Here is a 22,386-nt window from a genome sequence, read left to right on the forward strand (position 1 = left end):
GGTGAGTATTTGCGCAGGGATTGCCGGCAGGCTGGTCCCTCTGGTCGGCGGCGGCGCCGGGACGGTCGCCGCCTTTGATCGGCACCGGAATGCCGGATACCACCAGCCAGACGTCGGTAGCGGCGGCGGCCAGCCGCTGGTTGACCCTGCCCGCGATATCGCGAAACCGCCGGGCCAGCAGATTTTCCGGTACGATGCCCATGCCAAGTTCGTTGGTGACCAGCACCACCCGGCAGCGCGCGTCGGCGCAGGCGTCGATCAGCGCGTCGATATGCCCGGCGATATGGCGCTCGATGGCGTCGAAATCCATCGCATCGGGCGGCGTGGCGCCCGCCTGGTCAAACAGCAGGTTGGTGATAAGCGTGGTGACGCACTCCAGCAGTACCGCCTCGACCCGGCCGGCATGGGCGCGGATCACCCGGTCAAGATCGCGATGGCCCTCCCAGGTCAGCCAGTGCGCGGGACGATCGCGGCGATGTTTTTCCACCCGCTGCGCCATTTCTTCGTCGGTCACCACCGAGGTGGCGATATACAGCACCGCGCCGCCGTCGCGGGCGGCAAGGCTTTCGGCCAGGCGGCTTTTGCCGCTGCGCGCGCCGCCGGTCACCAGTATCATGCCGGTTCTCCCGTCGCCGCCTGCTCACGCATAATACGGTACAGCAGCGGGATATCGATATGGGCGCGCATCTGGCCTGCCAGCGCATCAAACGACAGCTCCTTGCGCTCGCGCCAGCCGGTCACCGGCGTATCCAGCGCATCAAGGCCGCGCCGCGCGCGCAGCGCGTCAAGCAGCGCCCGGGTAAACAACGGGCTGTCGAACAGCCCGTGAATATAGCTGCCGGCCACGTCGCCCGCGGCGTTAACCGCGCCGTCGTCCTGCCGGCAGGGGCGGCCGTTTTGCCGTAATAACGTGGCGAAGGGACGCGCGCCGGCGCCAAGAGTGGTCTGGCCCATATGGATTTCATAGCCGCTCAGCGCCAGGCCGCCCGCGGCGGCGAAGATGCCCGCCGGCAAGGCCTGTACGCCGGCCTCCACCTGGGTGGTGATTTTACGCGGCTCGAAGCGGGTGTCGCAATCAAGCAGCCCCAGGCCGTCGGTTTCGGCGATGCCCGACTCGATGCCGTCGGTGACCCGCCTGCCCAGCATCTGGAAACCGCCGCAGATGCCCAGAACCGGCACGCTCTGTCCATGGGCGCGATGGATAGCGGCATCGATGCCGTTTTCCCGCAGGTAGGCAAGATCGCCCAAGGTGTTTTTACTGCCGGGAATAATCAGCAGGTCCGGCACGCCCAGCGCTTCGCCGCGCTTTACATAACGCAGCCGTACATCCGGCTGCACCGCCAGCGCGTTAAAATCGGAAAAGTTGGCGATATGCGGCAACTGCACCACGGCGATATCCAGTTCACGGGCGCCGCCCAGGCGGTATTTATCCCCTTGCAGGGCGACGCCGTCCTCATCTTCCAGCGGCTCGTCGAACCACGGCATCACGCCCACCACCGGCACGCCGGTCAGCGCCTCGATTTGCGCGATCCCGGGCTTGAGCAGCGCCAGGTCGCCGCGGAATTTATTGATAATCACCCCCTTGACCCGCGCTTTTTCATCCGGGCGCAGCAGCGCCAGGGTGCCGTAAATGGCGGCGAACACCCCGCCCTTGTCGATATCGGCCACCAGCAGCACCGGCGCGTTCGCCTGTTGCGCCATGCCCATATTGACGATATCGCGATCGCGCAGGTTGATCTCCGCCGGACTGCCGGCGCCCTCGAGCACGATAATGTCGAAATCCGCCGCCAGGCTGCGGAACACTTCGCCGACCCGCGCGCGCAGCTGCGGCTTGTAGCGATGGTAATCCATGGCGTCCATGTGGCATAGCGCCTCGCCCATGACGATCACCTGCGATTTCCGATCGCTGGTCGGCTTGAGCAAGACCGGGTTCATGCGCACGTCCGGCTCGATGCCCGCCGCCTCGGCCTGGAACACCTGCGCCCGGCCCATTTCAGCGCCATCGCGGGTGATCCAGGAATTCAGCGCCATATTCTGCGCCTTAAACGGCGCCGCGCGGTGGCCGTCCTGGGCAAAAATACGGCACAGCCCGGCCACCAGGACGCTTTTACCCACGTCGGACGCGGTGCCCTGTACCATGATTGACATCGTCATACTTTTGCCTCCCGGGATTGTTCGTAAAAAGCGAACAGTTCATCTTCCGTCTTCACCAGCGGCATGCCGAGCCGGGTATGCGCCTTGATGAGCCAAGGCTGGCTCAGCCCCGCGCGCGCCAGCATCGCCGCTTGCTGGAACACCTCCCGCTCGCTGCCCTCGGCCAGCAGGCGTCCCTGCGCCATGACATAGATGTAATCGCAGATATGATAAATCAGGTCGATATCATGGCTGGCGATGATGACGTGCCGGCCCTGGGCCGCGATGCGCTGGATAATGCCGATCATCGCCTCGCGGCCCTGCGGATCCAGCCCGGCGGTGGGTTCGTCCAGCAACAGGTAATCCGATTGCATCACCAGCGCCCCGGCGATGGCCACGCGTTTTTTCTGGCCATGGCTGAGGTACTGGATCGGCCGGTGGCGAAAGCCGTTGGCCCCCACCAGCGTCAACGCCTGCGCCAGGCGCGCCTGGATGACCGCTTCATCCACGCCGAGGTTGCGCAGGGCAAACGCGATATCGCTGTCGATATCGGTATAGAACAGTTGGTGATCCGGTTCCTGGAACACCATGACCACCTGCTGGCGCAGCGCCAGCAGGCTGCGTTTATCATAGTCCAGCGGCTTGCCCCGCCACAGCACCCTGCCGCTTTGCGGCTTTTGCAAACCCAGCAGGTTCATGAACAGCGTGGACTTGCCGCAGCCGTTGGCGCCAATCAAGCCGGTGACCCGGCCGCGGCTGAAATCCAGCGTTAAATCGCACAGCGCCGGCTGATCCTGCTGCCAGGAAAAACTGAGTGCTTCGGTCGCTAACATCGTCGATCCTTATAAATGGAATTCGCCCTGGTACAATTTCACCTCCAGCGCGACGGACATTTCCCGGTAGCGGGTGATGACCCGCAGCATCAGCATGCCCACCAGCATCGCCAGCGAATGATAGCCGGTACGCAGCGAACAGTAACCGAAGCGCAGCGACTGCGCCTGGCGGATGGCGTTGGCCTCGTCAAGAAAGATAAAAATAAAGCGATAGCTTAGCAGGGTATGCTCGATCAAGAGCCGCGGCAGGCGGCAGCGTTTGAGGATCTGGATAATCTGGGTAAAAGGCGTGGTCAGCACGAATAAATAGGTGGCCGCCAGGGCGGTCATGCTGCGCCACATGGCCAGATTGGCCAACGCCAGGCCCTGTTTATCCAGCCCCAGGTACAGGCTTCCCAACCGCACGCTGTAGATCATACTACCGCCGGACCAGGCAAAAGATACCGCGATGCTCAGCAGGCTGACCGCCAGAAATCCCAGCGGCACGCTGAGCCAGCGCAGATAGCGCGCCAGGTTCACACGCGCCACATAGCAGGTCAAGGGGATCAGCAGCAGCAGGGTGGCGCATTGATACAGCGGCGATGTCAGCAGCGCAATGCCCAGCAAGGCCGCATAGAGAACGAACTTGCGCATCGGATCCCGCGCCTGCCAGCGGTTTTGCCAGGACAGGCGATCGATTTCAAGCATGACGTCCGTCCCGGCCGGCGTCGTCTTCATCTTCGGGCTGGCGGCCGTCGCCGCGGCCTTCCCCACCGCGCTTGTTTTTGCCGCGGCTCTCCCTGCCGCGATAAAAACCGAGAATATAAAATACCACCCCGGTGCCGATCGAGCCTTGCAGGGTAAACAGCAGGCTTTCGATTTCACTGCTGGCGGGTTCATAGAGCGACGAAAACCAGGGTTTATAATTGGGCGCCAGGGTGCCTATCAGACCTTCCGCCTCGTTGTCCGATCCGCCGTAGCTGCCGCCATGGTTGATAAAAAACGGCATCACCATCAGCGCCACCACCAGGGAAAGCAATATCAGCATTTTTTTCATTTTAATGACTCCCGACGGTTAACAACTGCCGTTTGGTCAGTTGGTCGTAAATCATAACGGTTAACAGTCCTTCCGCGATGGCGATGGGGATTTGCGTCAGGCAGAACACGCCCATAAATTTCAGCGCCGAGCCGGTAAACCCAAACACCGGGTCGGGGAACGCCAGTCCCAGTTGCAGCGACGTCACCATATAGGTGGACAGATCGGCGAGCATGGCGCACAGGAACACCGCCACATCGCGCCGCAGGCCTAAGCGCAGCGACAGCCGCCAGACCACATACCCCACCATCGGGCCGACCACCGCCATGGAAATGGCATTGGCGCCCAGGGTGGTCAGGCCGCCGTGGGCCAGCAGCAGCGCCTGGAACAGCAGCACCACCGCCCCCAGCACCGACAGCACCCACGGCCCGAACATAATCACCGCCAGGCCCACCCCGGTGGGATGGGAACAGCTGCCGGTCACCGACGGGATTTTCAGCGCCGACAGCACAAAGATAAACGCGCCGCACAGCGCCAGCAGCACCTTGCGGTTGCTGTCCTCGGCCACAATCCGCCGCATGCGCGTCAGTCCGATCGCCAGACAGGGTAAAAACAGCAGCCACCAGGCCAGCGCCCACATCGGCGGCAGGAAACCCTCCATGATATGCATGGCGTACGCATCCTGCGGCACCACCAGCAATAACAGCGTCATGCCGGCGCCGAACGCGGACATCCCCTTGCCAATCTGTAGGTTCATCGGTTAACTCCTCGGTTATCCATTAAAATGCGCTGTTGCGGCGGCGGGCCAGCCTTTATTGACCACCACCGTGGAAAAATAAGGTAACGCCTGATCCGGCGGCAGGTCGCCCAGCGCGCGGAAGCACCTCTCCTGCGGCAACGATGCGTCCGCCATCAGCAGGGCGTGTTCCAGCAGGCCAAGGCGGCCCAGCAGCGCCTGGATGCGGGCAAAACGGCCATACACCTTCATCAGCACCACGCAGTCATGGGACAGCAGCGCCTGTTCCAGCGCGCTTTCATCATCGGTGCAGGCCATCACCGCCAGCGACTGGCTTTCCATCGCCAGCGGCATTTGCGCCCGGGCGGCGATGCAGGCGAACGAGGTGACGCCGGGAATAATGTCGATGGGTATGCGCCCCTGCAGCCGCGCCAGTAAAAATACCCAGGTGCTGTACAGCATGGCGTCTCCCAGGGTAATAAAACCCACCTGCAGCCCCTGCTCCACATCAGCGGCCATTTCGCGGGCCACCGCGTCCCACACGGCATCCTTTTCCCCGGCGTCCAGGCTCATGGGAAAATGGCGCGTCCTGATATCGACCCGCGCGGCGAGATATTCGCGCACAATACTCAGCGACAGGCTGTCGCCGCCCTTGCGTCCCGCCGGCGCGTACAGCACATCCAGTTGGCCGAGCACGCGGGCGCCGCGCACCGTAATCAAATCGGCGGCGCCCGGCCCGGTGCCGATGGCATACAGCCGGCCGGTCATGGCATCACCTCTTCGGTGACGCGATCCAGGAGATGATCGACAAACAGCTGCTGGACCAGCGGGTTTTCCCCCAACCCCTGTACCCAGCACCGGCATGCGTAGCCGGCACGCTGTAGTTGGCTTTTCCAGGAATCGGGCTCCCCGGACGCCATATCGTTGATGGCGTGATCGCCCGCCACCAGCATCAGCGGCATTAAATGCACCTTGCGTACCTTCTGGGCGTTCAGCCGCGCGATGACCAGTTGCAGATCGGGATAACTTTCCACCGCGCCGATAAGCGCGGGGATACCGCGCGCGGCCAGCATATGATCCAGGCATGCGTAGGCGGCGAACGCATGATGGCGGGTGCCGTGCCCCATAAACACCACCCGCTCGTCGTCGGCCAGCGCGGGCATTTGCGCCTGTAGCGCCGCCATCAGCCGCCCGTAATCGCGCTCGTCGTTAAGCAATGGCGCGCCGATATGCAGCCGGTCGAAACGTCCGCGCCAGGCCGCGGCGTGATGCAGGATTTTTTCGTACTCATCGCCGTTGATGATATGCAGCGACTGGATCGCCACATCCCGATAGCCCTGTTGCCAGAGTTTTTCCAGCGCCTGCTGCGGCGAATCGATAAACAGGCCGTCCCGCTGCGCCAGCTTGCGCATGACCATGCCGGAGGTGAAGGCGCGAAACGGGACGCGATCGGCGAATGCGGCGGCCAGCCGCCGTTCGCAGGCGTCGATATTGCGCTCGCGCGCCTCGGTGTAGGTGGTGCCGAAACTGATGGTCAACAGCGCTTTTTTCATGATGATTCCTTATTCGCCGTGCCGGCGGCGTTCAGCCACTGGTCCAGCCGGTGTGCAAACGCGTCCGGCGTGCTTATCACGTCATCCCACCGCATCGGCGGCCGGCGGATGACCACGCAGGGGATATTCAGCGCCAGGCAAGGCAAGACCTTTTCGGCGTAGCCTCCTTCCCGGCCGGATTCCTTGGTGATCATGACCTCTGGCCGGTACTGGCGGTACAGGGCCAGGTTCAGCTCGCGGCTGAAGGGACCGGTCATGGCGATCACCTGGCTGACGCCCAGGCCCAGCTCCGCGCACTGGGCCAGGATCGCGGCGGTGGGCAGCACGCGGGCTATCAGGGTTTTGCCCGGCAGCAGCCTGACGTAATCAGCCAGCTGTTTGCTGCCGGTGGTCAGCAGGATGCGCTGTCCCAGCGCCGCCGCCGTCCGGCACGCCTGCTCTATCGAATCCACCGGTAATAAACGGGGATGCGTGATGGCGTCGATATCGCTGGGACGTTCATAACGCGTCAACGGCAGCGCCAGCGCCCGGCACGCCGCCGCCAGATGTTGCGACGCCAGCTCGGCATAGGGATGGGACGCGTCGATAACCCAGCGCGCCCCCGAAAGCCACCCGGCCATGCCGGCGGCGTCCATGCGGCCCACCTGCCTGGCGCCGCCCACGCCCGCCGCCAGCGCCTCGCCGGTGGCGGTGGCCACCGACAGGCTATAGGACACCCCGCGCCGGGCCATCACCCGGCATAACGCCAGCGCGTCGGACGTGCCGCCGAGGATATGCACCTGGGGCGCCGGCGCGCGGACGGCATCCTGCGCGCAGCCCCTCCCGCCGCCGCCGTCAACCGGCTCCCGGGCTGCTGCAGGTGGGCATATCCGGCCCGCCGTCACTGCGCGTCCGCCTGGATTTGATAGCCGCGCGGCGTGATCATCAGGCCGTCACGGCAATAGGTCGCCTGGTTGCCGACAATCACCAGACAGGTCATGTCCACCGGCGCGAAGTCCATATCCCCGAGCGTCGTCAGCCATTTTTCCTGTTTTTTACGCCCGGCGGCGCGTACCACGCCCACCGGCGTGTGCGCCGATTTATAACGGCCCATCAGGGCAAAGGCGTTGGCCAGGTGATCCGGCCGGCCGTGGCTGCGCGGATTGTAAAAGCAGATCACGAAATCCGCCTGCGCCGCGCACAGGATGCGCCGTTCAATCACCGGCCAGGGGGTCATCAGATCGCTCAGGCTGATATGGCAAAAATCATGCATCAGCGGCGCGCCCAGCAGCGAGGCGGCGGCGGTGCTGGACGTGACGCCGGGGATAAGCTTCAGCGGCACGTCCAGCCCCTGCGCCGTCACCAGTTCCAGGATCAAGCCCGCCATGCCGTAGATGCCGGCGTCCCCGCTGCTGATCAGCGCCACCTTTTGGCCGGTGACCGCCAGATCGATCGCGGCCTGGCAGCGTTCGATTTCCTTGCACATGCCGGTCTTGATCACCTGTTTGTCGCCGGTCAGGTGCTTGACCAAGTGGGTATAGGTTTTGTAGCCGACGATAATGTCGGCGTCGCGGATGGCGTCAAGCGCCTCCAGGGTCATCGCGGCCTGGCTGCCCGGGCCGATACCAATCACATACAGCATCAGCAGGAAACTCCTAAGGTTATGGTCACGCCCTGGGTACGCAGCGTATCGCCCACCAGCCGGCCGTTGCTCATCAGCCAGGCGACGGGTTGGGAGACGCTGCCGATGCCCACCACGCGCTTCACGAAGTCCGAGCCGGGAAATCGGGCGGCGGCCGGTTTCAGGGCATCGACGGAAAAAATCTCGAACGGCACGCAGCATTGATTGGCCAGATGGCGCAGCGCGGGTTCGTCGCGTTTAATCGCCACGCTGCCGATGGCGCGCAGCGCCAGCGGGTCGATATGCAGTCCCGCCAGTTGCCGCGCCAGCAGGTTCGCCACGGTGGACGGCGGCGTGTCGCGCCGGCAGCCGATACCCGCCACCACACAGCGCGGCACCAGTTTGTACACCGGCACCGGCACCTCCGGCACGCTGTCGTGCAAACTGACGTACAGCAGCGCGTCCAGTTCGGGCAAATCGTCCAGATCGGTGACCAGCACCAGGCCGCGGGTATCGCAATACTCTTCCGGCCAGCGCATTTTTATCGTCGCCAGCGACGTCTGGTCCCAATACAGCCCGACGCGCCCGCCGCACACCAGCAACTGGTTAAGCTTTTTCACCGTCTGGCGAAAATCCGTCATGGTGGCGTTCAACTGCTGCGCCAGGATATCCACCGCGGCCAGCTGGTTGACATCGGTCGCGGTGGTGACCACCGGCGTGGCGCCGATTAGTCCGGCGATATAGCCGGTCAGCGCGTTGGCGCCCCCCATATGACCGGACAGCAGGCTGATGGCATGGTGGCCGCGATCGTCGATCACCACCACCGCCGGATCGCTGAACTTATCTTTAATCAGCGGCGCGATAACCCGCACCGTGAGACCGGTGGCGCAGATAAATATCAGCGCCGAATACGTATTGAACACTTCCGCCACCGTATGGGACAGCGTGCCGTGAAACGCATCAAATCCCGGCTCCAGCAAACTCTGGCTGGTAAAACAGGTCATCGGGATCAGCGCCGACAGCCGTTTGGCCAACTGAACGCCGCCGGGGGTCAGGCAAAACAGGGCGACCGACTCAGGCTTGACGATATTCATGGGTGAATTCCGCGTGATACAGTTTGGAGTAGTGGTATTCGTCGCCCAGGAAGGCGCCCACCAGGATAAGCGCCGTCTTGCCGATGCCTGCCGCGCGGACCTTGCCGGCGATATCCGCCAGCGTGCCGCGTACGGTTTTTTCCTCCGGCCAGGTGGCCTTGAAAATCACCGCCGCCGGCGTGTCGCTGGGATAACCGCCGTCCACCAGCCGCTGCGCCACGCGCTCTATAGCCTGTACCGACAGGAAAATGGCCATCGACGTGCGGTGCGCGGCAAACGCTTCCAGCGCTTCCAGCGCCGGCGTCGGCGTGCGCCCCTCCATACGGGTGATAATCAGGCTTTGCGCCACTTCCGGCACGGTATACTCCACGCCAAGCTGCGCCGCGGCGCCGAGAAACGCGCTGACGCCGGGCACGGTGCTAAAACCGATATTCAGCAACGCCAGTTCTTCAATCTGTTCGCGGATCGAGCCGTACAGGGATAAATCGCCGGTTTGCAGGCGCACCACCAGCTTGCCGGCGGCGATACCCTCGCTCATATGGCCGATAATCTGCCGCAGGTTGAGACCGGCGCTGTCATAGCAGGCCGCGCCCGGCTTGCAATAGTCCAGCAGCGCGGGATTAATCAGCGATCCGGCGTAGATCACCACGTCCGCCGCGCATAACAGCCGGTAGCCTTTCAGGGTGATCAGTTCCCGGTCGCCCGGTCCTGCGCCGACAAACCAGATCAGCCGGCGGTCAAAGGGCTCTGTCATGAGTGTTCTCCTTGAGACAGGAAATAATAAAAGCGGGATTGTTCGGTTTAAAAAAGTGTCCGCTGCCCAGCGGGGCCAGGCTGGCAACCTGCATCTGGACGCAGTCCGCGCGAACGAAGGGCGCCTGGCGCAGCGCGCCCAGCGCCTCGCCGAGGTTCTCCTGCAAAATCAGGTTAATCACCAGGCGTCCGCCCGGCACCAGCAGTTCACCGGCCCAGCCGAAAATCGCCGCCAGGTTGCCGCCGCTGCCGCCGATAAAAACAGCATCGGCGCTTACCGCCAGTGGCAGCGGCGCGTCGCCGGCCACGATGTCCATACGCTCGTCCAGGGCGAATTTGGCGCTGTTGGCGCGAATCAGCGCCAGCGCGTCGGGATTGCGCTCCACCGCCATCACCCGCAGCTGGGGGTAGCGGCTGGCCGCCTCGATGCCGACGCTGCCGGTACCGGCGCCGACGTCAATCAGCAGCCGGGCCTGCGCCAGCTCCAGCCGGTCCACCGACGCCAGCCGGATTTCGCGTTTGGTCATCGGCACCGGGCCGCGGATAAATTCTTCATCTCTCATCGAGGATCACCACCACGTTCATTGCATAATGCCGCGCCACCTGCGCGGGCGGCAGCCGGTGGATACGTTCATCGGGGTAGGACAGGTTTTCGCCGATAATCATGACCCGCGGCCGCTCGCGCGCCAGGATCTCGCGGGCGATTTCATAAGGACCGATGCGTTCGTCGGTGACCATCGCCACCCTGGGGTGCAGCAGCAAAAAATCAAAATCAGGCGCGCGGCCATGGCTGCTGGTGAGATAGACATCGTTCATCGCCATGCGCAGGCGTGAAAACAGGTATTGCACCGCGCTGATCCCCGGCTCGATATGCAGGTTTTCCGCCCCCATGCGCCGGCTCAGGTAATCGCCGATGCCGTACAATAGCGGGTCGCCGGAAGCCAGCACCACCGTGTCCACGTCGGGATGGGCGTCCAGCCAGGCCGCAAGCGCCGCCAGGGACGGGCCGAACGACCGCTTTTCGCCCTGGAATCCAGGAAAACACGCCAGCTGGCGCGGGCTGCCGATCAGCACCGAACACTGATCGATCAGCCGCCGGGCGCCGGGCGTCAGGTAGCGGCCATCCCCCGGCCCCAGCCCGACCACGCTTAACCGGGGCGCGTGCCGGTGGCCGTTATCGTCAACCCTCCTGTTCATCGGAAGGCCTCTCTCAATTCCGCCGTCGGCCGGCTGCTGCCGAGGATCTGCTGATCGAAGGAGAACAGCAGCGCATCGCAGCGGGGCGGCGCAGAGGAAAAACGCAACAGCTCGGCCATGCGGGCGGCGACGCGCGCGGCAATGGCCGGGTATACCCGCTGCCAGCCGGCGGCGTCGATTAACGCCATCGCCTCCTCGGTGGTCACGCACGCCGCCACCTGATGCATCAGCGCGTGGGGGGCGTCGCACAAGGCCAGCCAGGCAATCAGCGTTTCCATGCGTCCGTCGGCGATATGGCTATGGGTATGGAAGATCCCCGCCGCCACCTTCACCAGTTTGCCGAAATGGCCGACCATCAGGATCTGGCGAAACCCCAGGCGCTCCGCCTCCTTAAGCATATAGCCGACAAAATTGCTCATAGTGACAACGTAACGTTTATCGATACCCAGCCGTTCGCCGACGAAACGCTCGCCGTGGTTGCCCGGCACCAGGATCACCCGGTCCATGCCGTCGGCGCGCTTCATGCCCAGCTCAAGCGACAGGGATTTCTTCCAGCTTTCCTCCGACATCGGCGTCACGATGCCGCTGGTGCCGATAATGGAAATACCTCCCAAGATGCCCAGGCGCGCGTTATAGGTTTTCCGCGCCCGCGCTTCCCCTTCCGGGGCGAAAATCTCCACATCCGCGCCGCGATCCGGCCCGATGACCTCGCGCACCGCCGTCTCGATGGTATGACGGGGAGTGTTGTTAATCGCCGCCTGGCCGATAGCCAGGCCGATGCCGTTGCGGGTTACCCGGCCCACGCCGGCGCCGCCCTCAATGATAATGGCGGCATCGGCGCGCAGTCTTAAGCGGGCAAAAATCAGCATGCCGTCGGTGGCGTCCACGTCATCGCCGCCGTCCTTGCGAATGGCGGCGGTGGCCTCGCCGGGGCTTATCAACGGCAGCTCGACGTTCAGGCACAGCGTGACGCCGGACGGCGTCACGATGGAAACGGTATCTATCACCTGCTGGCGCAAGAGCATCTCGGCGGCGACTTTAGCCGCCGCGGTGGCGCAGGATCCGGTGGTATACCCCTTGCGCAGCGCCCGGCCGTTGTGCCAGACCACGTCGTCCATCATGCCTCCCGCAGTTGATAAAGGAGGGCGTTGACGATGGCCGCGGCGATATTGCTGCCGCCTTTGCGGCCCAGCGCGGCGATGCAGGTCAACGGACTGTCGGCCAGCGCCTGCTTGGATTCGCTGGCGCCGACAAACCCCACCGGCACGCCTATCACTCCCTGCGGCCGGTAATCCGACCGACCGACATGCTCCAGCAGGCGAAACAGCGCGGTGGGCGCGTTGCCGAACACAAACAGGCTGTTGTCCGGCTCCCGGCCGGCGCGCGCCACCACATAGTCCACCGCCGCCATTGAGCGCGTCATGCCCTGCGCCCGCGCCTGCTCGGCGATACCGGCATCGCCGATATAACAAGCCGCTTTACCGCCCAGCTGCGCCAGCGCGGTCTTATTGATGCCGGACAGCGCCATGGTGGTATCGGTATATATCGTGCAGCCCCGGCTCAGGGCGTCGGCCATGCGTTCAGCCGCGCCGGCCGAGAAATGCAGAATATCCAGCCAGTCGAAGTCGGCGCTGGTGTGGATGGCGCGCAGGATGATTTTTTCCTGCCAGATATCCTGGAAATGGAAATCGGGACGCTCGCGGGCAATGATCTCCCGGATAATGGCAAAACTGGTGCGCTCGATTTGTTGCGGTTGTTTGATATAACTCATTCGCGTTACAGCTCCGGGCCTGCGCCCTGTTATACAGCCCTGTTAAGTCTCACCACCACCCTAATCCCGCGCCGCCGGCGCGGAGCAGGCACATCGTCGCCAGCATCAGCGCGGAGGCGACATACATCAAGCGGATGCTGTGGATGATGTCGCCAAGGGCAATCTCGCGCCGCGCCTCGCCAATCCAGGGTTTTTCCACCCGGATGCTGAAATAATCATTGGGTCCGCCCAGCCGCACCCCCAGCGCGCCCGCCACCGTCGCCTCCGACCAGGCGCAGTTCGGGCTTTTATGCTGATAGCGATCGCGCCAGCCAATGCGCCAGGCGCCGCGCCCGTCCAGACGCAACAGGCCGGCGGCCAGCGCCAGCAGCAGCCAGCCCAATCGCGCCGGCAGCCAGTTGGCCGCGTCGTCCATTCGCGCCGATACGCAGCCGATGGCTTCGTACTGCGGCGTGCGGTACCCCACCATGGAATCCAGGGTATTGACCGCCTTATAGGCCATCGCCAGCGGCACGCCGCCGATAAACAGCCAGAACAGCGGCGCTATTACGCCGTCAACGCTGTTTTCCGCCACCGTTTCCACCACCGCGCGCATCATTTGCGGCCGCGTCAGGTGCTGGGTATCGCGGCCGACAATGTAGGACAGCTGCCGGCGCGACGCCGCCAGGTCGTCCGCGCGCAGCACGTAATAAACCGCCATGGCGGCATCGCGCAGGCAGCGGGTCGCCAGCAGGGTGTAGGTGAGCCAGGCGGTGGCCAGCCACTCCAGCGCGGGCGAAAAGGACAGCAGGCGCAGCAAGGCCCAGGTCAATCCCCCACTGCCGCCCACCACCAGCAGCCACAGCGCGCCGCCGCCGATATACAGCGCCCGGCGGCTACGGCAGCAACGGCGGATAACGCGTTGCAGGCCCGTGACGGCATGGCCTATCCAGCGCACCGGATGCGGCCAGTGCGGCGGATCCCCAAGCCACAGATCCAGCAGGTAGCCGGCGAGGTAGGCGCTCAAGGTCATAGCAGCTCGCATCCTTTATCCAGCCAGCGCCGCAGCAAGGCCGGGCGCTGGTAAAAATGCACATGCAGGTAGCTGGCGAGAAGCGTGGCGTCGCCATAACCGCCCGGCCACTGTTTTACCTCGCCGCCGGCGGCGCGTTTGGTGAGGGTAAACAGCGGCGGCTCATCGGTGATAAATTCGGAATGGTGAAATTCGTGACCGCGTAACGTTTCTCCCCTGGCGGTCAGCAGATTATCGGCCAGCGCCCGCCCCTCGCAATAGCCGAAACGCTTGAGTCCCTCGCTCATGCGGCTGACGCCGCGCAACAGGCCGACCATGGGGAAGACGCGGCCCTGCTGATCCTCCAGGGAAGTCCCCAGGTACATCAGCCCCCCGCATTCGGCGTAGATGGCCGTGCCCTGCAGACCGGCCCGCAGCAGCGCTGCCCGCATCGCGCCGTTGGCCGTCAGCCGGTCGGCGAAGAGTTCCGGAAAACCGCCGCCGAGGTAAATCATCTGGCACGCCGGCAGTTCCCGATCGTTTAGCGGGCTGAACAGCACGATACGCACGCCGATATCGCGCAGGAGCTGCAGATTATCCGGATAATAGAAATGAAACGCCTCGTCCTCGGCCAGCGCCAGCGTCAGCTGCGCATAACGCGGCGCGGCGGGCGGCGTGGGCAGGCGGCCCGGCGCGGACTGGCAGTCGGCAAGACGCAGAAGACAATCGATATCGATATGCTGTTCCACCGCGTCCGCCAGTTGGTCCCATTGCGCCTCCAGGCGCCGGTTTTCCTGCGCCGGCACCAGGCCCAGATGCCGGGAGGGCAATGCCCAGTCGCTGAGCGGCGGCAGATACCCCAGCACCGGCAGATCGCAGTAGCGGGTAATGGCGGTTTTAATCAGGTTGAAATGATTGGCGGAGGATACCCGGTTTACGATAATGCCGGCGATGTTGACGGCGGGATCAAACAGTTGAAAGCCCAGTACGGTGGCGGCGGCCGAGGTGGATACCGCCTTGCCGTCGATAATAAGCACCACCGGCACGCCCAGCTGCTTGGCCAGCGCGGCGCTGCTGCAGTCGCCGCCGTCGCTGCCCAGGCCGTCGTAGAGTCCCATGACGCCTTCGATAACGCCCACGTCGGCAGTTTGCATATGCCGGTTAAACAGGCCGTTAAGCGTGTCAGCCCCCAGCATATAGGCGTCCAAGTTATGCGAGGCGATGCCGCTGACCGCTTCATGCCAGCCGGTATCGATATAATCCGGCCCGCACTTGAACGGCTGCGCTCTGAGGCCGCGCCTGGCCAGCACCCGCAGCAGGCCGAGCGTCAGCAATGTTTTCCCGGTCCCGCTTTGCGCGCCGCCAATCAGTATCGCTTTCATCCGTATCCCGTAATGCCAGGGCGGGCCGAACGGGATTGTCGTAAGCAACGGCGGCGGAAAGGCGCTATCCCGACGCAGTCGTTAGGACAACCCGCTTCCCACCGAAGGAGTTGTTACCGAGCCGGTACGGCTCTTGTTATCAGGCAGGTCTTCTGGCTTTGCGTCATCCTCCTCCGGCCCTTCCCAATCATTTTCGATCAGTGGTGACGCCGGATTCGTCGGCATTACAGCAGCGGGGGCTGCGGAGGATTCACACCTCCTTCCCTGACGGCCTTGCGGCGCGTGCAACCTGGTAACATTGGCATTGGCGCCGCGCGGAAATGGCAAATCGTTGCCGGCGGCGCCCCTGTCATCGTTAATCTAAAGTATCTGGGGAAAATATACCCCGGATTGGATCAAAAAAAATGTTCGCCGGCGGTGATTTGATTAAAATTTATTGTCTGGGGATAACACTTTTTAGCTATCGGCAATTAGCCATGCCACGGCATGGCGCGATGAGCGGCCATTTTCAGCGGCGAAAGCCATAGCATTAAATAGCGTTGGTTAAATTTAAAAAATGAGATCACGATCGGCTGGAAATAATAACGTCACAATAATTAAAGCGACAAAAGGGAAAAAGGATTAATTACGCGGCATGGCGATATTTTTTGCCGGGCTGTTATTCAGCGCGGATAAACGCTGCTCACGATACGCCTGGGGGGTAATGCGATAGGCCTGGCGAAACACTTTGCAAAAATAGCTGGCCTGGGAAAAACCGAGGTTGCGCGCAATGACGGCGATGGACCAGTCGCTTTGCTCCAGCATCTGGCGCGCGCTTTCCATACGCTGCTGGTTCACGTAGGCGTTAAAACCCACGCCTTGGTATTTTTTGAATAATTTGCTGAAATAATAAGGGCTGAGATAGACCATCGCCGCCACGTCCTCAAGACGCAGGTCCTCTGAGTAATGACTGTCGATATAACGCAGCACCTTTTTCATTTTGCCGTCATGCGCGCTTGGGATCGCCGCCCGGTGCCCGGCGCTCGCCGGCGCGTGTTCTTTAATCACCACGAAATCAAGCTGTTGCTTAAGGTAATTATCAACGATGATTTTCAGCAGATCGGCGGAAGACAGCAGCCGGTCGTAATCGATAACCGGAATGTTCTCGAAATGCTCGGCCAGCACGCCGTTCTGGCGCCAGGTGAAGGAACTGCTCTCCTGCACTTCGGGCAGCTTGACGGTATCATTGATGCGCACCTGGCCGCACAGCACAAATCCCACCAAATGGCCGCCGATGACCAGGGGAATGGAAAAATCGGTCAACCCGGCGTGACAGCGGTAGATACAGGGCTGATTGGATTTAGAGGCTTCAAGTCCGCCGCAGCGGTCGCTCATGCGGCAGCGGCGGCCCATTTCCGGATCCTGGCGCAATGATTGGCAAAACGGGGTGAAATGATATAAATCCGAAACTTCCTCGCCGTGGATATTGACTACCACTACAGCCAAATTGGTGGCATTAGCGAAATCATGCGCGATTTTATTTATCAGTTCTGAATCCATAAAACTACCGGAATTCATATTATGCCCTCTCGCGCTTTACTTATTTTTAATAAACCAGTAACAAAAAAGATATATTTCGCCTGATTGTTACGTTTTAATGAAAGATGCAGCGATTACGACGCAATATCTTAAAGCCGTTTGGGATTTAATCATTTTTTCCTTATTCAAAACCGTGCTCTATCACACAATTATAGGATTGCGCCGGCACCCGGTCCTGAAGCCGGGTGCCGGCCGGGTTGCCCGGGGTTTAAGATTGCAGCGGCGGTTGTCCCGCCGCGTCCTGTTTAATATTGCCGGGCAAATGGGGCGCTATCAGGAAGCGGTATACCGCGGCGCCCAGGATCGCCCCGACGATGGGGGCGGCGATGGGCACGATAAAGTAGGGAATCTCGCGGCCTCCGGTCATCGCCACCTCGCCCCAGCCGGCAAAAAAGGTGAACAGCTTGGGGCCGAAGTCACGCGCCGGATTCATGGCGAAACCGGTCAACGGCGCGGTGGACGCGCCGATCACCGCCACCAGGATACCGATCAGCAACGGCGCCAGCGGACCTTTGGGCACGCCGTTGCCGTCATCGGTCAGCGCCATGATAAGCCCCATCAGGATGGAGGTGATGACGGTTTCCACCAGCGCGGCCAGCCCGACGCTGATGGCGCTTGCCGGATAAGTGGAAAAGATGCTGGCCAGGAACAGGCTCTCCTGGCTGCCGCGCACCATCTGGTGGGCCTGCTCGTAGAGGCCGAACATATTATGGTACAGCAGATAGGTCAGCGCCGCGCCAAAGAAGGCCCCCGCCACCTGGGCCAGGATATAGGGCAGCACTTTCCTGCCCTCGAAATTAGCCAGCAGCCACAGGGCAATGGTTATCGCCGGATTCAGATGGGCGCCGGAAATACCCGCGGTCAGATACACCGCCAGCGCAATGCCCAGCCCCCACACCACGCAAATCTCCCACAGGCCGAAGCTGGCGCCGGCAAGCTTGGCCGCGCACAGCACGCTGGTGCCGAAAAACATAAACAGCCCGGTACCGAGCAATTCGGCAACACATTGCCCTTTTACCGTTCGTAGAGTGTCGCTCATCGTAATTTTCCTGTATGAGGTCGAAATGAAATAATTATTAGCGTGAAATCGCATTGCTTCCGACTGACATTTTGTCTATTTTTAAAAAATCTTTTTAATGAACATAAGACCTTCAAGGCACTACGCTATATGCCCACATGGCGTTTAGCAAAGTTATTTATCAATCAAATGAGATCTCGCCTGCAATTATCTTTTTACGTAACAAAAACAAGACATAAAATTTCGTTTTTTAAAATATAAAATAATCGCCACAGTCGATAATTTTTATGGGCCATAGGCGCTGCAATCCTTGCCGCGCAAGGCATTGCCGTTTTTTCGCCATACTACATTATTGCTATGAGATTATTTTTTACCGTTAACGGGTCGCCGGTAAAATCACAGCCAGACCTGAATTTCAAGATCTATTATTGAATTATGGAAGGTAAAAAATTAATTGGTGTTATTGCACAAGTCGATAAAATCCAGCCAGGGCGCCGCATTTTCAAGTTGAAATGACAATTTTTTGCTATGCCATCGCCAATCATTTCTTCTATTTTCACCGTAATCAAGCCACTATTTTTTATCGCTTATGCGTATATTTTACCTCGGACATCCTCAGAATTTTAATGATTGGTCGAGGTAATAAAAATGCAACAAGAAGCCCTGGGCATGGTGGAAACCAAAGGTCTGACCGCCGCGATTGAGGCGGCCGATACCATGGTGAAATCGGCCAATGTGTTATTGGTCGGTTATGAAAAAATCGGTTCCGGTCTGGTGACGGTTATCGTGCGCGGCGACGTCGGCGCGGTGAAAGCCGCCACCGATGCCGGCGCCATGGCGGCGGCCAACGTCGGTGAAGTGATCGCCACCCATGTCATCCCACGTCCCCACGCGGATGTGGAGAAATTTTTGCCTAAAGGTACCCGCGAATGAACACCGATAAGGTCATCGAGGCGATCCTGGCCCAGGTGATGGCGAAAATCGGTGACGACGCCCCCGCGGCGCCCCCTTCTCTCTCCCCATTGGAACGAGGTCCGGATATGTCGGAAAACACCTGTAACCTGACGGAATTCGTCGGCACGGCCATGGGCGACACCATCGGTTTGGTGATCGCCAATGTCGACAGCGCAGTGCTGACGGCGATGAAACTGGAAAAACGCTACCGCTCGATCGGTATTCTCGGCACGCGCATCGGCGCGGGTCCGCACATTATGGCGGCGGACGAGGCGGTCAAGGCGACCAATACCGAAGTGGTCAGCATCGAATTACCCCGCGACACCAAAGGCGGCGCGGGACACGGCTCGCTGATCATTTTCGGCGGCGAGGACGTGTCCGATGTGAAACGGGCGGTGGAAGTGGCGCTCAAGGAACTGGACCGGACGTTCGGCGACGTCTACAGCAATGAGGCGGGCCATATCGAGCTGCAGTATAGCGCCCGCGCCAGCTACGCGCTGGAGAAAGCCTTCGGCGCGCCGATCGGCAAAGCCTGCGGCGTGATAGTCGGCGCCCCCGCCGCCATCGGCGTGGTGATGGCCGATACGGCGGTGAAATCCGCCAACGTCGATGTGGTTTCCTACAGCTCCCCGTCCAACGGCACCAGCTTTAGCAACGAAGTGATCCTGGTGGTCTCCGGCGATTCCGGCGCGGTGCGCCAGGCGGTGACCTCCGCCCGTGAAATCGGCAAGACCCTGCTCGGCACGCTCGGCGCGGTGCCGCATAACGATCGTCCGTCTTATATTTAACTCCTTGTGGGGGATGGCATGAAATCCAAGCGATTTGAAGCGCTGGCGAAACGGCCGGTTAACCAGGACGGTTTCGTCAAAGAGTGGGTCGAGGAAGGCTTTATAGCCATGGAAAGTCCCAACGACCCCAAGCCGTCGATCAAAATTGTCGACGGCAAGGTTACCGAACTCGACGGCAAGGCCCGCGCCGACTTCGATCTGATCGATCACTTTATCGCCAACTACGGCATTAACCTGGCGCGGTCGGAAGAAGTCATGGCGATGGATTCGGTACAACTGGCAAAAATGCTGTGCGACCCCAACGTGTCGCGCGCCGATATCATCCCGCTGACCACCGCCATGACGCCGGCGAAAATCGTCGAAGTGATGTCGCAGATGAACGTGGTGGAAATGATGATGTCGATGCAGAAGATGCGCGCCCGGCGCACTCCCTCGCAGCAGGCGCACGTCACCAATATCCAGGACAATCCGGTGCAGATTGCCGCCGACGCCGCCGAAGGCGCCTTCCGCGGCTTTGACGAACAGGAAACCACCGTGGCGGTGGCGCGCTACGCGCCGTTTAACGCCATCGCGTTGCTTATCGGCTCGCAGGTCGGCCGGCCGGGCGTGCTGACGCAATGTTCGCTGGAGGAAGCCACCGAACTGAAACTCGGCATGCTGGGCCATACCTGCTATGCCGAAACCATTTCGGTTTACGGCACGGAACCGGTGTTTACCGACGGCGACGATACGCCCTGGTCGAAAGGATTTCTCGCCTCCTCCTACGCCTCGCGCGGCCTGAAGATGCGCTTTACCTCCGGTTCCGGCTCGGAAGTGCAGATGGGCTACGCCGAAGGCAAATCCATGCTGTACCTGGAAGCCCGCTGTATTTTTATTACCCGCGCCGCCGGGGTGCAGGGGCTGCAAAACGGGTCGGTAAGCTGTATCGGCATCCCGTCGGCGGTTCCCTCGGGCATCCGCGCGGTGCTGGCGGAAAACCTGATCTGCTCGTCACTGGATCTGGAGTGCGCCTCCAGCAACGACCAGACCTTCACCCATTCAGATATGCGCCGTACCGCGCGTTTGCTGATGCAGTTCCTGCCCGGCACCGACTTTATCTCCTCCGGTTATTCGGCGGTGCCGAACTACGACAATATGTTCGCCGGCTCCAATGAAGACGCCGAGGACTTCGACGACTACAACATCCTGCAACGGGATTTAAAAGTGGACGGCGGGCTGCGTCCGGTGCGCGAGGAACAGGTGGTGGCCATTCGCAATAAAGCGGCGCGCGCGCTGCAGGCCACGTTCGCCGGCATGGGCCTGCCGCCCATTAGCGACGAGGAGGTCACCGCCGCCACCTATGCCCACGGTTCGAAGGATATGCCGGCGCGCAATAAGGTGGAGGACATGAAGTTCGCCCAGGAGATTATCGAGAAGAACCGTACCGGACTGGAAGTGGTCAAGGCATTGGCCGAAGGCGGTTTCACGGACGTGGCGCAAAGCGTGCTGGATATCCAGAAAGCCAAGATTGCCGGCGATTACCTGCATACCTCGGCCATTATCGTTGGCAACGGCCAGGTCCTGTCGGCGGTGAACGACGTGAATGATTACGCGGGTCCGGCCACCGGATACCGTTTGCAGGGCGCACGCTGGGAAGAAATCAAAAACATTCCCAACGCGCTCGATCCCAGTGAGTTGGGTTAACCAAGGCGGCCATGATGGAAATTAACGAAACACTATTACGGCAAATCATCGGCGACGTGCTCAGCCAGATGCAGCCGCTGGATAACCAGGTCTCCTTCGCCCCCGCGCAGGCGGCCAAACCCGCCGCCGCGGCGCCCACCGGCGACGGCAAGACCTGCGATTTTCTCAAGGTGGTGGGCGACGCCCGGCCCGGCACCCATAAAGACGAGGTGATTATCGCGGTCGGCCCCGCGTTCGGCCTGTCGCAGACCGTCAATATCATCGGCCTGCCCCATAAGCAGATCCTGCGCGAACTGATTGCCGGCATCGAGGAGGAAGGCGTGCGCGCCCGGGTGATCCGCTGCTTTAAATCCTCCGACGTGGCGTTTGTGGCGGTGGAAGGCAACCGGCTGAGCGGGTCGGGCATTTCCATCGGCATCCAGTCCAAAGGAACGACGGTTATCCACCAGCGCGGCCTGCCGCCGCTGTCCAACCTGGAGCTGTTCCCCCAGGCGCCGCTGCTGACGCTGGAGACCTACCGGCATATTGGTAAAAACGCCGCGCGCTACGCCAAGGGCGAATCGCCGGATCCTGTGCCGACGCTCAACGATCAGATGGCCCGGCCGAAATACCAGGCCAAATCCGCGGTGCTGCATATCAAGGAAACCAAGTATGTGGTGACCGGCAAGCAGCCGCAGGAACTGAGCGTCGCCCTCTGAACGCCACGACTTTAACCTCTACGCGCCCGCCGCGGGCGATGCGCGAATTAAGGTAACGACGATGAATGCTGAAGCAATTGAAACCATGGTGCGTGACGTGCTGGCACGCATGAACAATCCGGACGCGGTGCAAACGCCGGCCCCGGCGTCCAGCGCGCCCAAGGCCTTCACGGCCGGCGTGGCGGATTATCCGCTGACCAATAAGCACCCGGACTGGGTCAAGACCGCCACCGGCAAAACCCTGGACGACCTGACGCTGGCCAACGTGCTTAACGGCCGCGTCACCGCCCAGGACGTGCGGATCACTCCGGAAATCCTGCGCATCCAGGCGGATATCGCCCGCTCCGCCGGACGATCCCTGCTGGCGATGAACTTCGAGCGCGCCGCCGAGCTGACGGCGGTGCCGGATGAGCGGGTCCTGGAAATCTATAACGCCCTGCGTCCGTTCCGCTCAAGCCAGGAAGAATTACTGGCGATAGCCGGTGAGCTTGAGTCGCGCTACAAAGCGACGATTTGCGCCGGTTTTGTCCGCGAGGCCGCGGGGTATTACCTGCAGCGTAAAAAGCTCAAGGGCGATGATTAACACCGGGGAACCGGCGGGCGGGAGCA

General features: G+C 61.7%; 24 protein-coding genes, 1 pseudogene and 1 riboswitch. Of the genes and pseudogenes, 5 read left to right on the plus strand and 20 right to left on the minus strand.

The features are described 5' to 3' along the window. Positions 1-73: 73 nt before the first annotated feature. The 20 genes and pseudogenes from cobU to ACL2XQ_RS13910 form a co-directional block, all read right to left on the minus strand. A pseudogene (cobU, locus tag ACL2XQ_RS13815) lies at positions 74-616 on the minus strand (bifunctional adenosylcobinamide kinase/adenosylcobinamide-phosphate guanylyltransferase); the annotation flags it as partial. After that, entirely contained in the window at positions 613-2,154 is a 1,542-nt protein-coding gene (locus tag ACL2XQ_RS13820; protein ID WP_413728430.1) for a cobyric acid synthase, read from the minus strand. The gene ACL2XQ_RS13820 and the pseudogene cobU, both read right to left, overlap by 4 nt. Further along, positions 2,151-2,966 (minus strand): ATP-binding cassette domain-containing protein, encoded by an 816-nt coding sequence (locus ACL2XQ_RS13825; RefSeq protein WP_413730450.1) that lies wholly within the window; start codon positions 2,964-2,966, stop codon positions 2,151-2,153. The genes ACL2XQ_RS13820 and ACL2XQ_RS13825 overlap by 4 nt, the downstream gene beginning before the upstream one ends. Before the next feature lie 9 nt (positions 2,967-2,975). Continuing rightward, positions 2,976-3,653, minus strand: a complete 678-nt coding sequence (locus ACL2XQ_RS13830; protein WP_413722843.1) for an energy-coupling factor ABC transporter transmembrane protein — start codon at positions 3,651-3,653, stop codon at positions 2,976-2,978. Beyond that, complete coding sequence (locus ACL2XQ_RS13835) at positions 3,646-4,002, minus strand: energy-coupling factor ABC transporter substrate-binding protein (protein ID WP_413728432.1); 357 nt, start codon at positions 4,000-4,002, stop codon at positions 3,646-3,648. The genes ACL2XQ_RS13830 and ACL2XQ_RS13835 overlap by 8 nt, the downstream gene beginning before the upstream one ends. A gap of 1 nt (position 4,003) precedes the next feature. Further along, the gene (gene cbiM / locus ACL2XQ_RS13840; RefSeq protein WP_413722842.1) at positions 4,004-4,738 is read right to left on the minus strand and encodes a cobalt ECF transporter S component CbiM; all 735 of its coding nucleotides are present in this window, start codon (positions 4,736-4,738) and stop codon (positions 4,004-4,006) included. A 15-nt stretch (positions 4,739-4,753) separates the two neighbouring features. After that, positions 4,754-5,485 carry a cobalt-factor II C(20)-methyltransferase gene (locus ACL2XQ_RS13845; protein ID WP_413722841.1) on the minus strand — a complete coding sequence of 244 codons (732 nt, stop codon included), beginning with the start codon at positions 5,483-5,485 and terminating at the stop codon, positions 4,754-4,756. Beyond that, the gene (cbiK, locus tag ACL2XQ_RS13850; RefSeq protein ID WP_410015119.1) at positions 5,482-6,270 is read right to left on the minus strand and encodes a sirohydrochlorin cobaltochelatase; all 789 of its coding nucleotides are present in this window, start codon (positions 6,268-6,270) and stop codon (positions 5,482-5,484) included. Before cbiK ends, ACL2XQ_RS13845 begins: the two co-directional genes overlap by 4 nt. Next, positions 6,267-7,049 carry a precorrin-6A reductase gene (cobK, locus tag ACL2XQ_RS13855; RefSeq protein WP_413740524.1) on the minus strand — a complete coding sequence of 261 codons (783 nt, stop codon included), beginning with the start codon at positions 7,047-7,049 and terminating at the stop codon, positions 6,267-6,269. The genes cbiK and cobK overlap by 4 nt, the downstream gene beginning before the upstream one ends. Before the next feature lie 101 nt (positions 7,050-7,150). Further along, positions 7,151-7,891, minus strand: a complete 741-nt coding sequence (locus ACL2XQ_RS13860) for a precorrin-3B C(17)-methyltransferase (RefSeq protein ID WP_410015121.1) — start codon at positions 7,889-7,891, stop codon at positions 7,151-7,153. Then, positions 7,891-8,964, minus strand: a complete 1,074-nt coding sequence (cbiG, locus tag ACL2XQ_RS13865; RefSeq protein WP_410015122.1) for a cobalt-precorrin 5A hydrolase — start codon at positions 8,962-8,964, stop codon at positions 7,891-7,893. Before cbiG ends, ACL2XQ_RS13860 begins: the two co-directional genes overlap by 1 nt. Next, complete coding sequence (locus tag ACL2XQ_RS13870) at positions 8,945-9,718, minus strand: cobalt-precorrin-4 methyltransferase (RefSeq protein WP_410015123.1); 774 nt, start codon at positions 9,716-9,718, stop codon at positions 8,945-8,947. Before ACL2XQ_RS13870 ends, cbiG begins: the two co-directional genes overlap by 20 nt. Next, the gene (locus ACL2XQ_RS13875; protein ID WP_413739331.1) at positions 9,702-10,280 is read right to left on the minus strand and encodes a decarboxylating cobalt-precorrin-6B (C(15))-methyltransferase; all 579 of its coding nucleotides are present in this window, start codon (positions 10,278-10,280) and stop codon (positions 9,702-9,704) included. Before ACL2XQ_RS13875 ends, ACL2XQ_RS13870 begins: the two co-directional genes overlap by 17 nt. Beyond that, positions 10,270-10,914: a cobalt-precorrin-7 (C(5))-methyltransferase gene (locus ACL2XQ_RS13880; RefSeq protein ID WP_413739332.1), complete on the minus strand. Its 645-nt coding sequence runs from the start codon at positions 10,912-10,914 to the stop codon at positions 10,270-10,272. The genes ACL2XQ_RS13875 and ACL2XQ_RS13880 overlap by 11 nt, the downstream gene beginning before the upstream one ends. Then, entirely contained in the window at positions 10,911-12,035 is a 1,125-nt protein-coding gene (cbiD, locus tag ACL2XQ_RS13885) for a cobalt-precorrin-5B (C(1))-methyltransferase CbiD (protein WP_413739333.1), read from the minus strand. The genes ACL2XQ_RS13880 and cbiD overlap by 4 nt, the downstream gene beginning before the upstream one ends. After that, positions 12,032-12,685: a cobalt-precorrin-8 methylmutase gene (locus ACL2XQ_RS13890; protein WP_413728436.1), complete on the minus strand. Its 654-nt coding sequence runs from the start codon at positions 12,683-12,685 to the stop codon at positions 12,032-12,034. The genes cbiD and ACL2XQ_RS13890 overlap by 4 nt, the downstream gene beginning before the upstream one ends. Positions 12,686-12,734: 49 nt before the next feature. Next, entirely contained in the window at positions 12,735-13,697 is a 963-nt protein-coding gene (cbiB, locus tag ACL2XQ_RS13895) for an adenosylcobinamide-phosphate synthase CbiB (protein WP_413722835.1), read from the minus strand. After that, the gene (locus ACL2XQ_RS13900; RefSeq protein WP_413739334.1) at positions 13,694-15,058 is read right to left on the minus strand and encodes a cobyrinate a,c-diamide synthase; all 1,365 of its coding nucleotides are present in this window, start codon (positions 15,056-15,058) and stop codon (positions 13,694-13,696) included. The genes cbiB and ACL2XQ_RS13900 overlap by 4 nt, the downstream gene beginning before the upstream one ends. Before the next feature lie 124 nt (positions 15,059-15,182). Then, a riboswitch (cobalamin riboswitch) is annotated at positions 15,183-15,366 on the minus strand. A gap of 313 nt (positions 15,367-15,679) precedes the next feature. Beyond that, positions 15,680-16,615 carry a transcriptional regulator PocR gene (gene pocR, locus ACL2XQ_RS13905; RefSeq protein ID WP_410015130.1) on the minus strand — a complete coding sequence of 312 codons (936 nt, stop codon included), beginning with the start codon at positions 16,613-16,615 and terminating at the stop codon, positions 15,680-15,682. A 229-nt stretch (positions 16,616-16,844) separates the two neighbouring features. Continuing rightward, positions 16,845-17,675, minus strand: coding sequence for an MIP/aquaporin family protein (locus ACL2XQ_RS13910; RefSeq protein ID WP_413722833.1), 831 nt, complete (start codon positions 17,673-17,675; stop codon positions 16,845-16,847). Between the two features lie 627 nt (positions 17,676-18,302). Between ACL2XQ_RS13910 and pduA the strand changes: the two genes are divergently transcribed. The 5 genes from pduA to pduE all read left to right on the plus strand — a co-directional run bounded on the left by pduA (position 18,303) and on the right by pduE (position 22,360). Beyond that, complete coding sequence (gene pduA, locus ACL2XQ_RS13915; RefSeq protein ID WP_331119187.1) at positions 18,303-18,587, plus strand: propanediol utilization microcompartment protein PduA; 285 nt, start codon at positions 18,303-18,305, stop codon at positions 18,585-18,587. Continuing rightward, complete coding sequence (pduB, locus tag ACL2XQ_RS13920; RefSeq protein WP_410015132.1) at positions 18,584-19,396, plus strand: propanediol utilization microcompartment protein PduB; 813 nt, start codon at positions 18,584-18,586, stop codon at positions 19,394-19,396. Before pduA ends, pduB begins: the two co-directional genes overlap by 4 nt. 18 nt (positions 19,397-19,414) lie before the next feature. Next, positions 19,415-21,079, plus strand: coding sequence for a propanediol dehydratase large subunit PduC (gene pduC / locus ACL2XQ_RS13925; RefSeq protein ID WP_413728437.1), 1,665 nt, complete (start codon positions 19,415-19,417; stop codon positions 21,077-21,079). A 14-nt stretch (positions 21,080-21,093) separates the two neighbouring features. Continuing rightward, on the plus strand, positions 21,094-21,777 hold the full coding sequence (locus tag ACL2XQ_RS13930) for a propanediol/glycerol family dehydratase medium subunit (protein WP_410016549.1): 684 nt from the start codon (positions 21,094-21,096) through the stop codon (positions 21,775-21,777). A 61-nt stretch (positions 21,778-21,838) separates the two neighbouring features. Continuing rightward, positions 21,839-22,360 carry a propanediol dehydratase small subunit PduE gene (gene pduE, locus ACL2XQ_RS13935; RefSeq protein ID WP_413730452.1) on the plus strand — a complete coding sequence of 174 codons (522 nt, stop codon included), beginning with the start codon at positions 21,839-21,841 and terminating at the stop codon, positions 22,358-22,360. The last annotated feature ends 26 nt before the right edge of the window (positions 22,361-22,386 follow it).

The organism is Sodalis sp. RH14, assembly GCF_047324285.1.
In the GTDB taxonomy this organism is placed as follows: domain Bacteria; phylum Pseudomonadota; class Gammaproteobacteria; order Enterobacterales; family Enterobacteriaceae; genus Acerihabitans.

Bases quoted from the DNA above. Each gene is read 5' to 3' on its own strand.
- ACL2XQ_RS13820 (WP_413728430.1), bottom strand. From the start codon at position 2,154: ATGACGATGTCAATCATGGTACAGGGCACCGCGTCCGACGTGGGTAAA.
- ACL2XQ_RS13825 (WP_413730450.1), bottom strand. From the start codon at position 2,966: ATGTTAGCGACCGAAGCACTCAGTTTTTCCTGGCAGCAGGATCAGCCG.
- ACL2XQ_RS13830 (WP_413722843.1), bottom strand. From the start codon at position 3,653: ATGCTTGAAATCGATCGCCTGTCCTGGCAAAACCGCTGGCAGGCGCGG.
- ACL2XQ_RS13835 (WP_413728432.1), bottom strand. From the start codon at position 4,002: ATGAAAAAAATGCTGATATTGCTTTCCCTGGTGGTGGCGCTGATGGTG.
- cbiM (WP_413722842.1), bottom strand. From the start codon at position 4,738: ATGAACCTACAGATTGGCAAGGGGATGTCCGCGTTCGGCGCCGGCATG.
- ACL2XQ_RS13845 (WP_413722841.1), bottom strand. From the start codon at position 5,485: ATGACCGGCCGGCTGTATGCCATCGGCACCGGGCCGGGCGCCGCCGAT.
- cbiK (WP_410015119.1), bottom strand. From the start codon at position 6,270: ATGAAAAAAGCGCTGTTGACCATCAGTTTCGGCACCACCTACACCGAG.
- ACL2XQ_RS13860 (WP_410015121.1), bottom strand. From the start codon at position 7,891: ATGCTGTATGTGATTGGTATCGGCCCGGGCAGCCAGGCCGCGATGACC.
- cbiG (WP_410015122.1), bottom strand. From the start codon at position 8,964: ATGAATATCGTCAAGCCTGAGTCGGTCGCCCTGTTTTGCCTGACCCCC.
- ACL2XQ_RS13870 (WP_410015123.1), bottom strand. From the start codon at position 9,718: ATGACAGAGCCCTTTGACCGCCGGCTGATCTGGTTTGTCGGCGCAGGA.
- ACL2XQ_RS13875 (WP_413739331.1), bottom strand. From the start codon at position 10,280: ATGAGAGATGAAGAATTTATCCGCGGCCCGGTGCCGATGACCAAACGC.
- ACL2XQ_RS13880 (WP_413739332.1), bottom strand. From the start codon at position 10,914: ATGAACAGGAGGGTTGACGATAACGGCCACCGGCACGCGCCCCGGTTA.
- cbiD (WP_413739333.1), bottom strand. From the start codon at position 12,035: ATGATGGACGACGTGGTCTGGCACAACGGCCGGGCGCTGCGCAAGGGG.
- ACL2XQ_RS13890 (WP_413728436.1), bottom strand. From the start codon at position 12,685: ATGAGTTATATCAAACAACCGCAACAAATCGAGCGCACCAGTTTTGCC.
- cbiB (WP_413722835.1), bottom strand. From the start codon at position 13,697: ATGACCTTGAGCGCCTACCTCGCCGGCTACCTGCTGGATCTGTGGCTT.
- ACL2XQ_RS13900 (WP_413739334.1), bottom strand. From the start codon at position 15,058: ATGAAAGCGATACTGATTGGCGGCGCGCAAAGCGGGACCGGGAAAACA.
- pocR (WP_410015130.1), bottom strand. From the start codon at position 16,615: ATGAATTCCGGTAGTTTTATGGATTCAGAACTGATAAATAAAATCGCG.
- ACL2XQ_RS13910 (WP_413722833.1), bottom strand. From the start codon at position 17,675: ATGAGCGACACTCTACGAACGGTAAAAGGGCAATGTGTTGCCGAATTG.
- pduA (WP_331119187.1), top strand. From the start codon at position 18,303: ATGCAACAAGAAGCCCTGGGCATGGTGGAAACCAAAGGTCTGACCGCC.
- pduB (WP_410015132.1), top strand. From the start codon at position 18,584: ATGAACACCGATAAGGTCATCGAGGCGATCCTGGCCCAGGTGATGGCG.
- pduC (WP_413728437.1), top strand. From the start codon at position 19,415: ATGAAATCCAAGCGATTTGAAGCGCTGGCGAAACGGCCGGTTAACCAG.
- ACL2XQ_RS13930 (WP_410016549.1), top strand. From the start codon at position 21,094: ATGGAAATTAACGAAACACTATTACGGCAAATCATCGGCGACGTGCTC.
- pduE (WP_413730452.1), top strand. From the start codon at position 21,839: ATGAATGCTGAAGCAATTGAAACCATGGTGCGTGACGTGCTGGCACGC.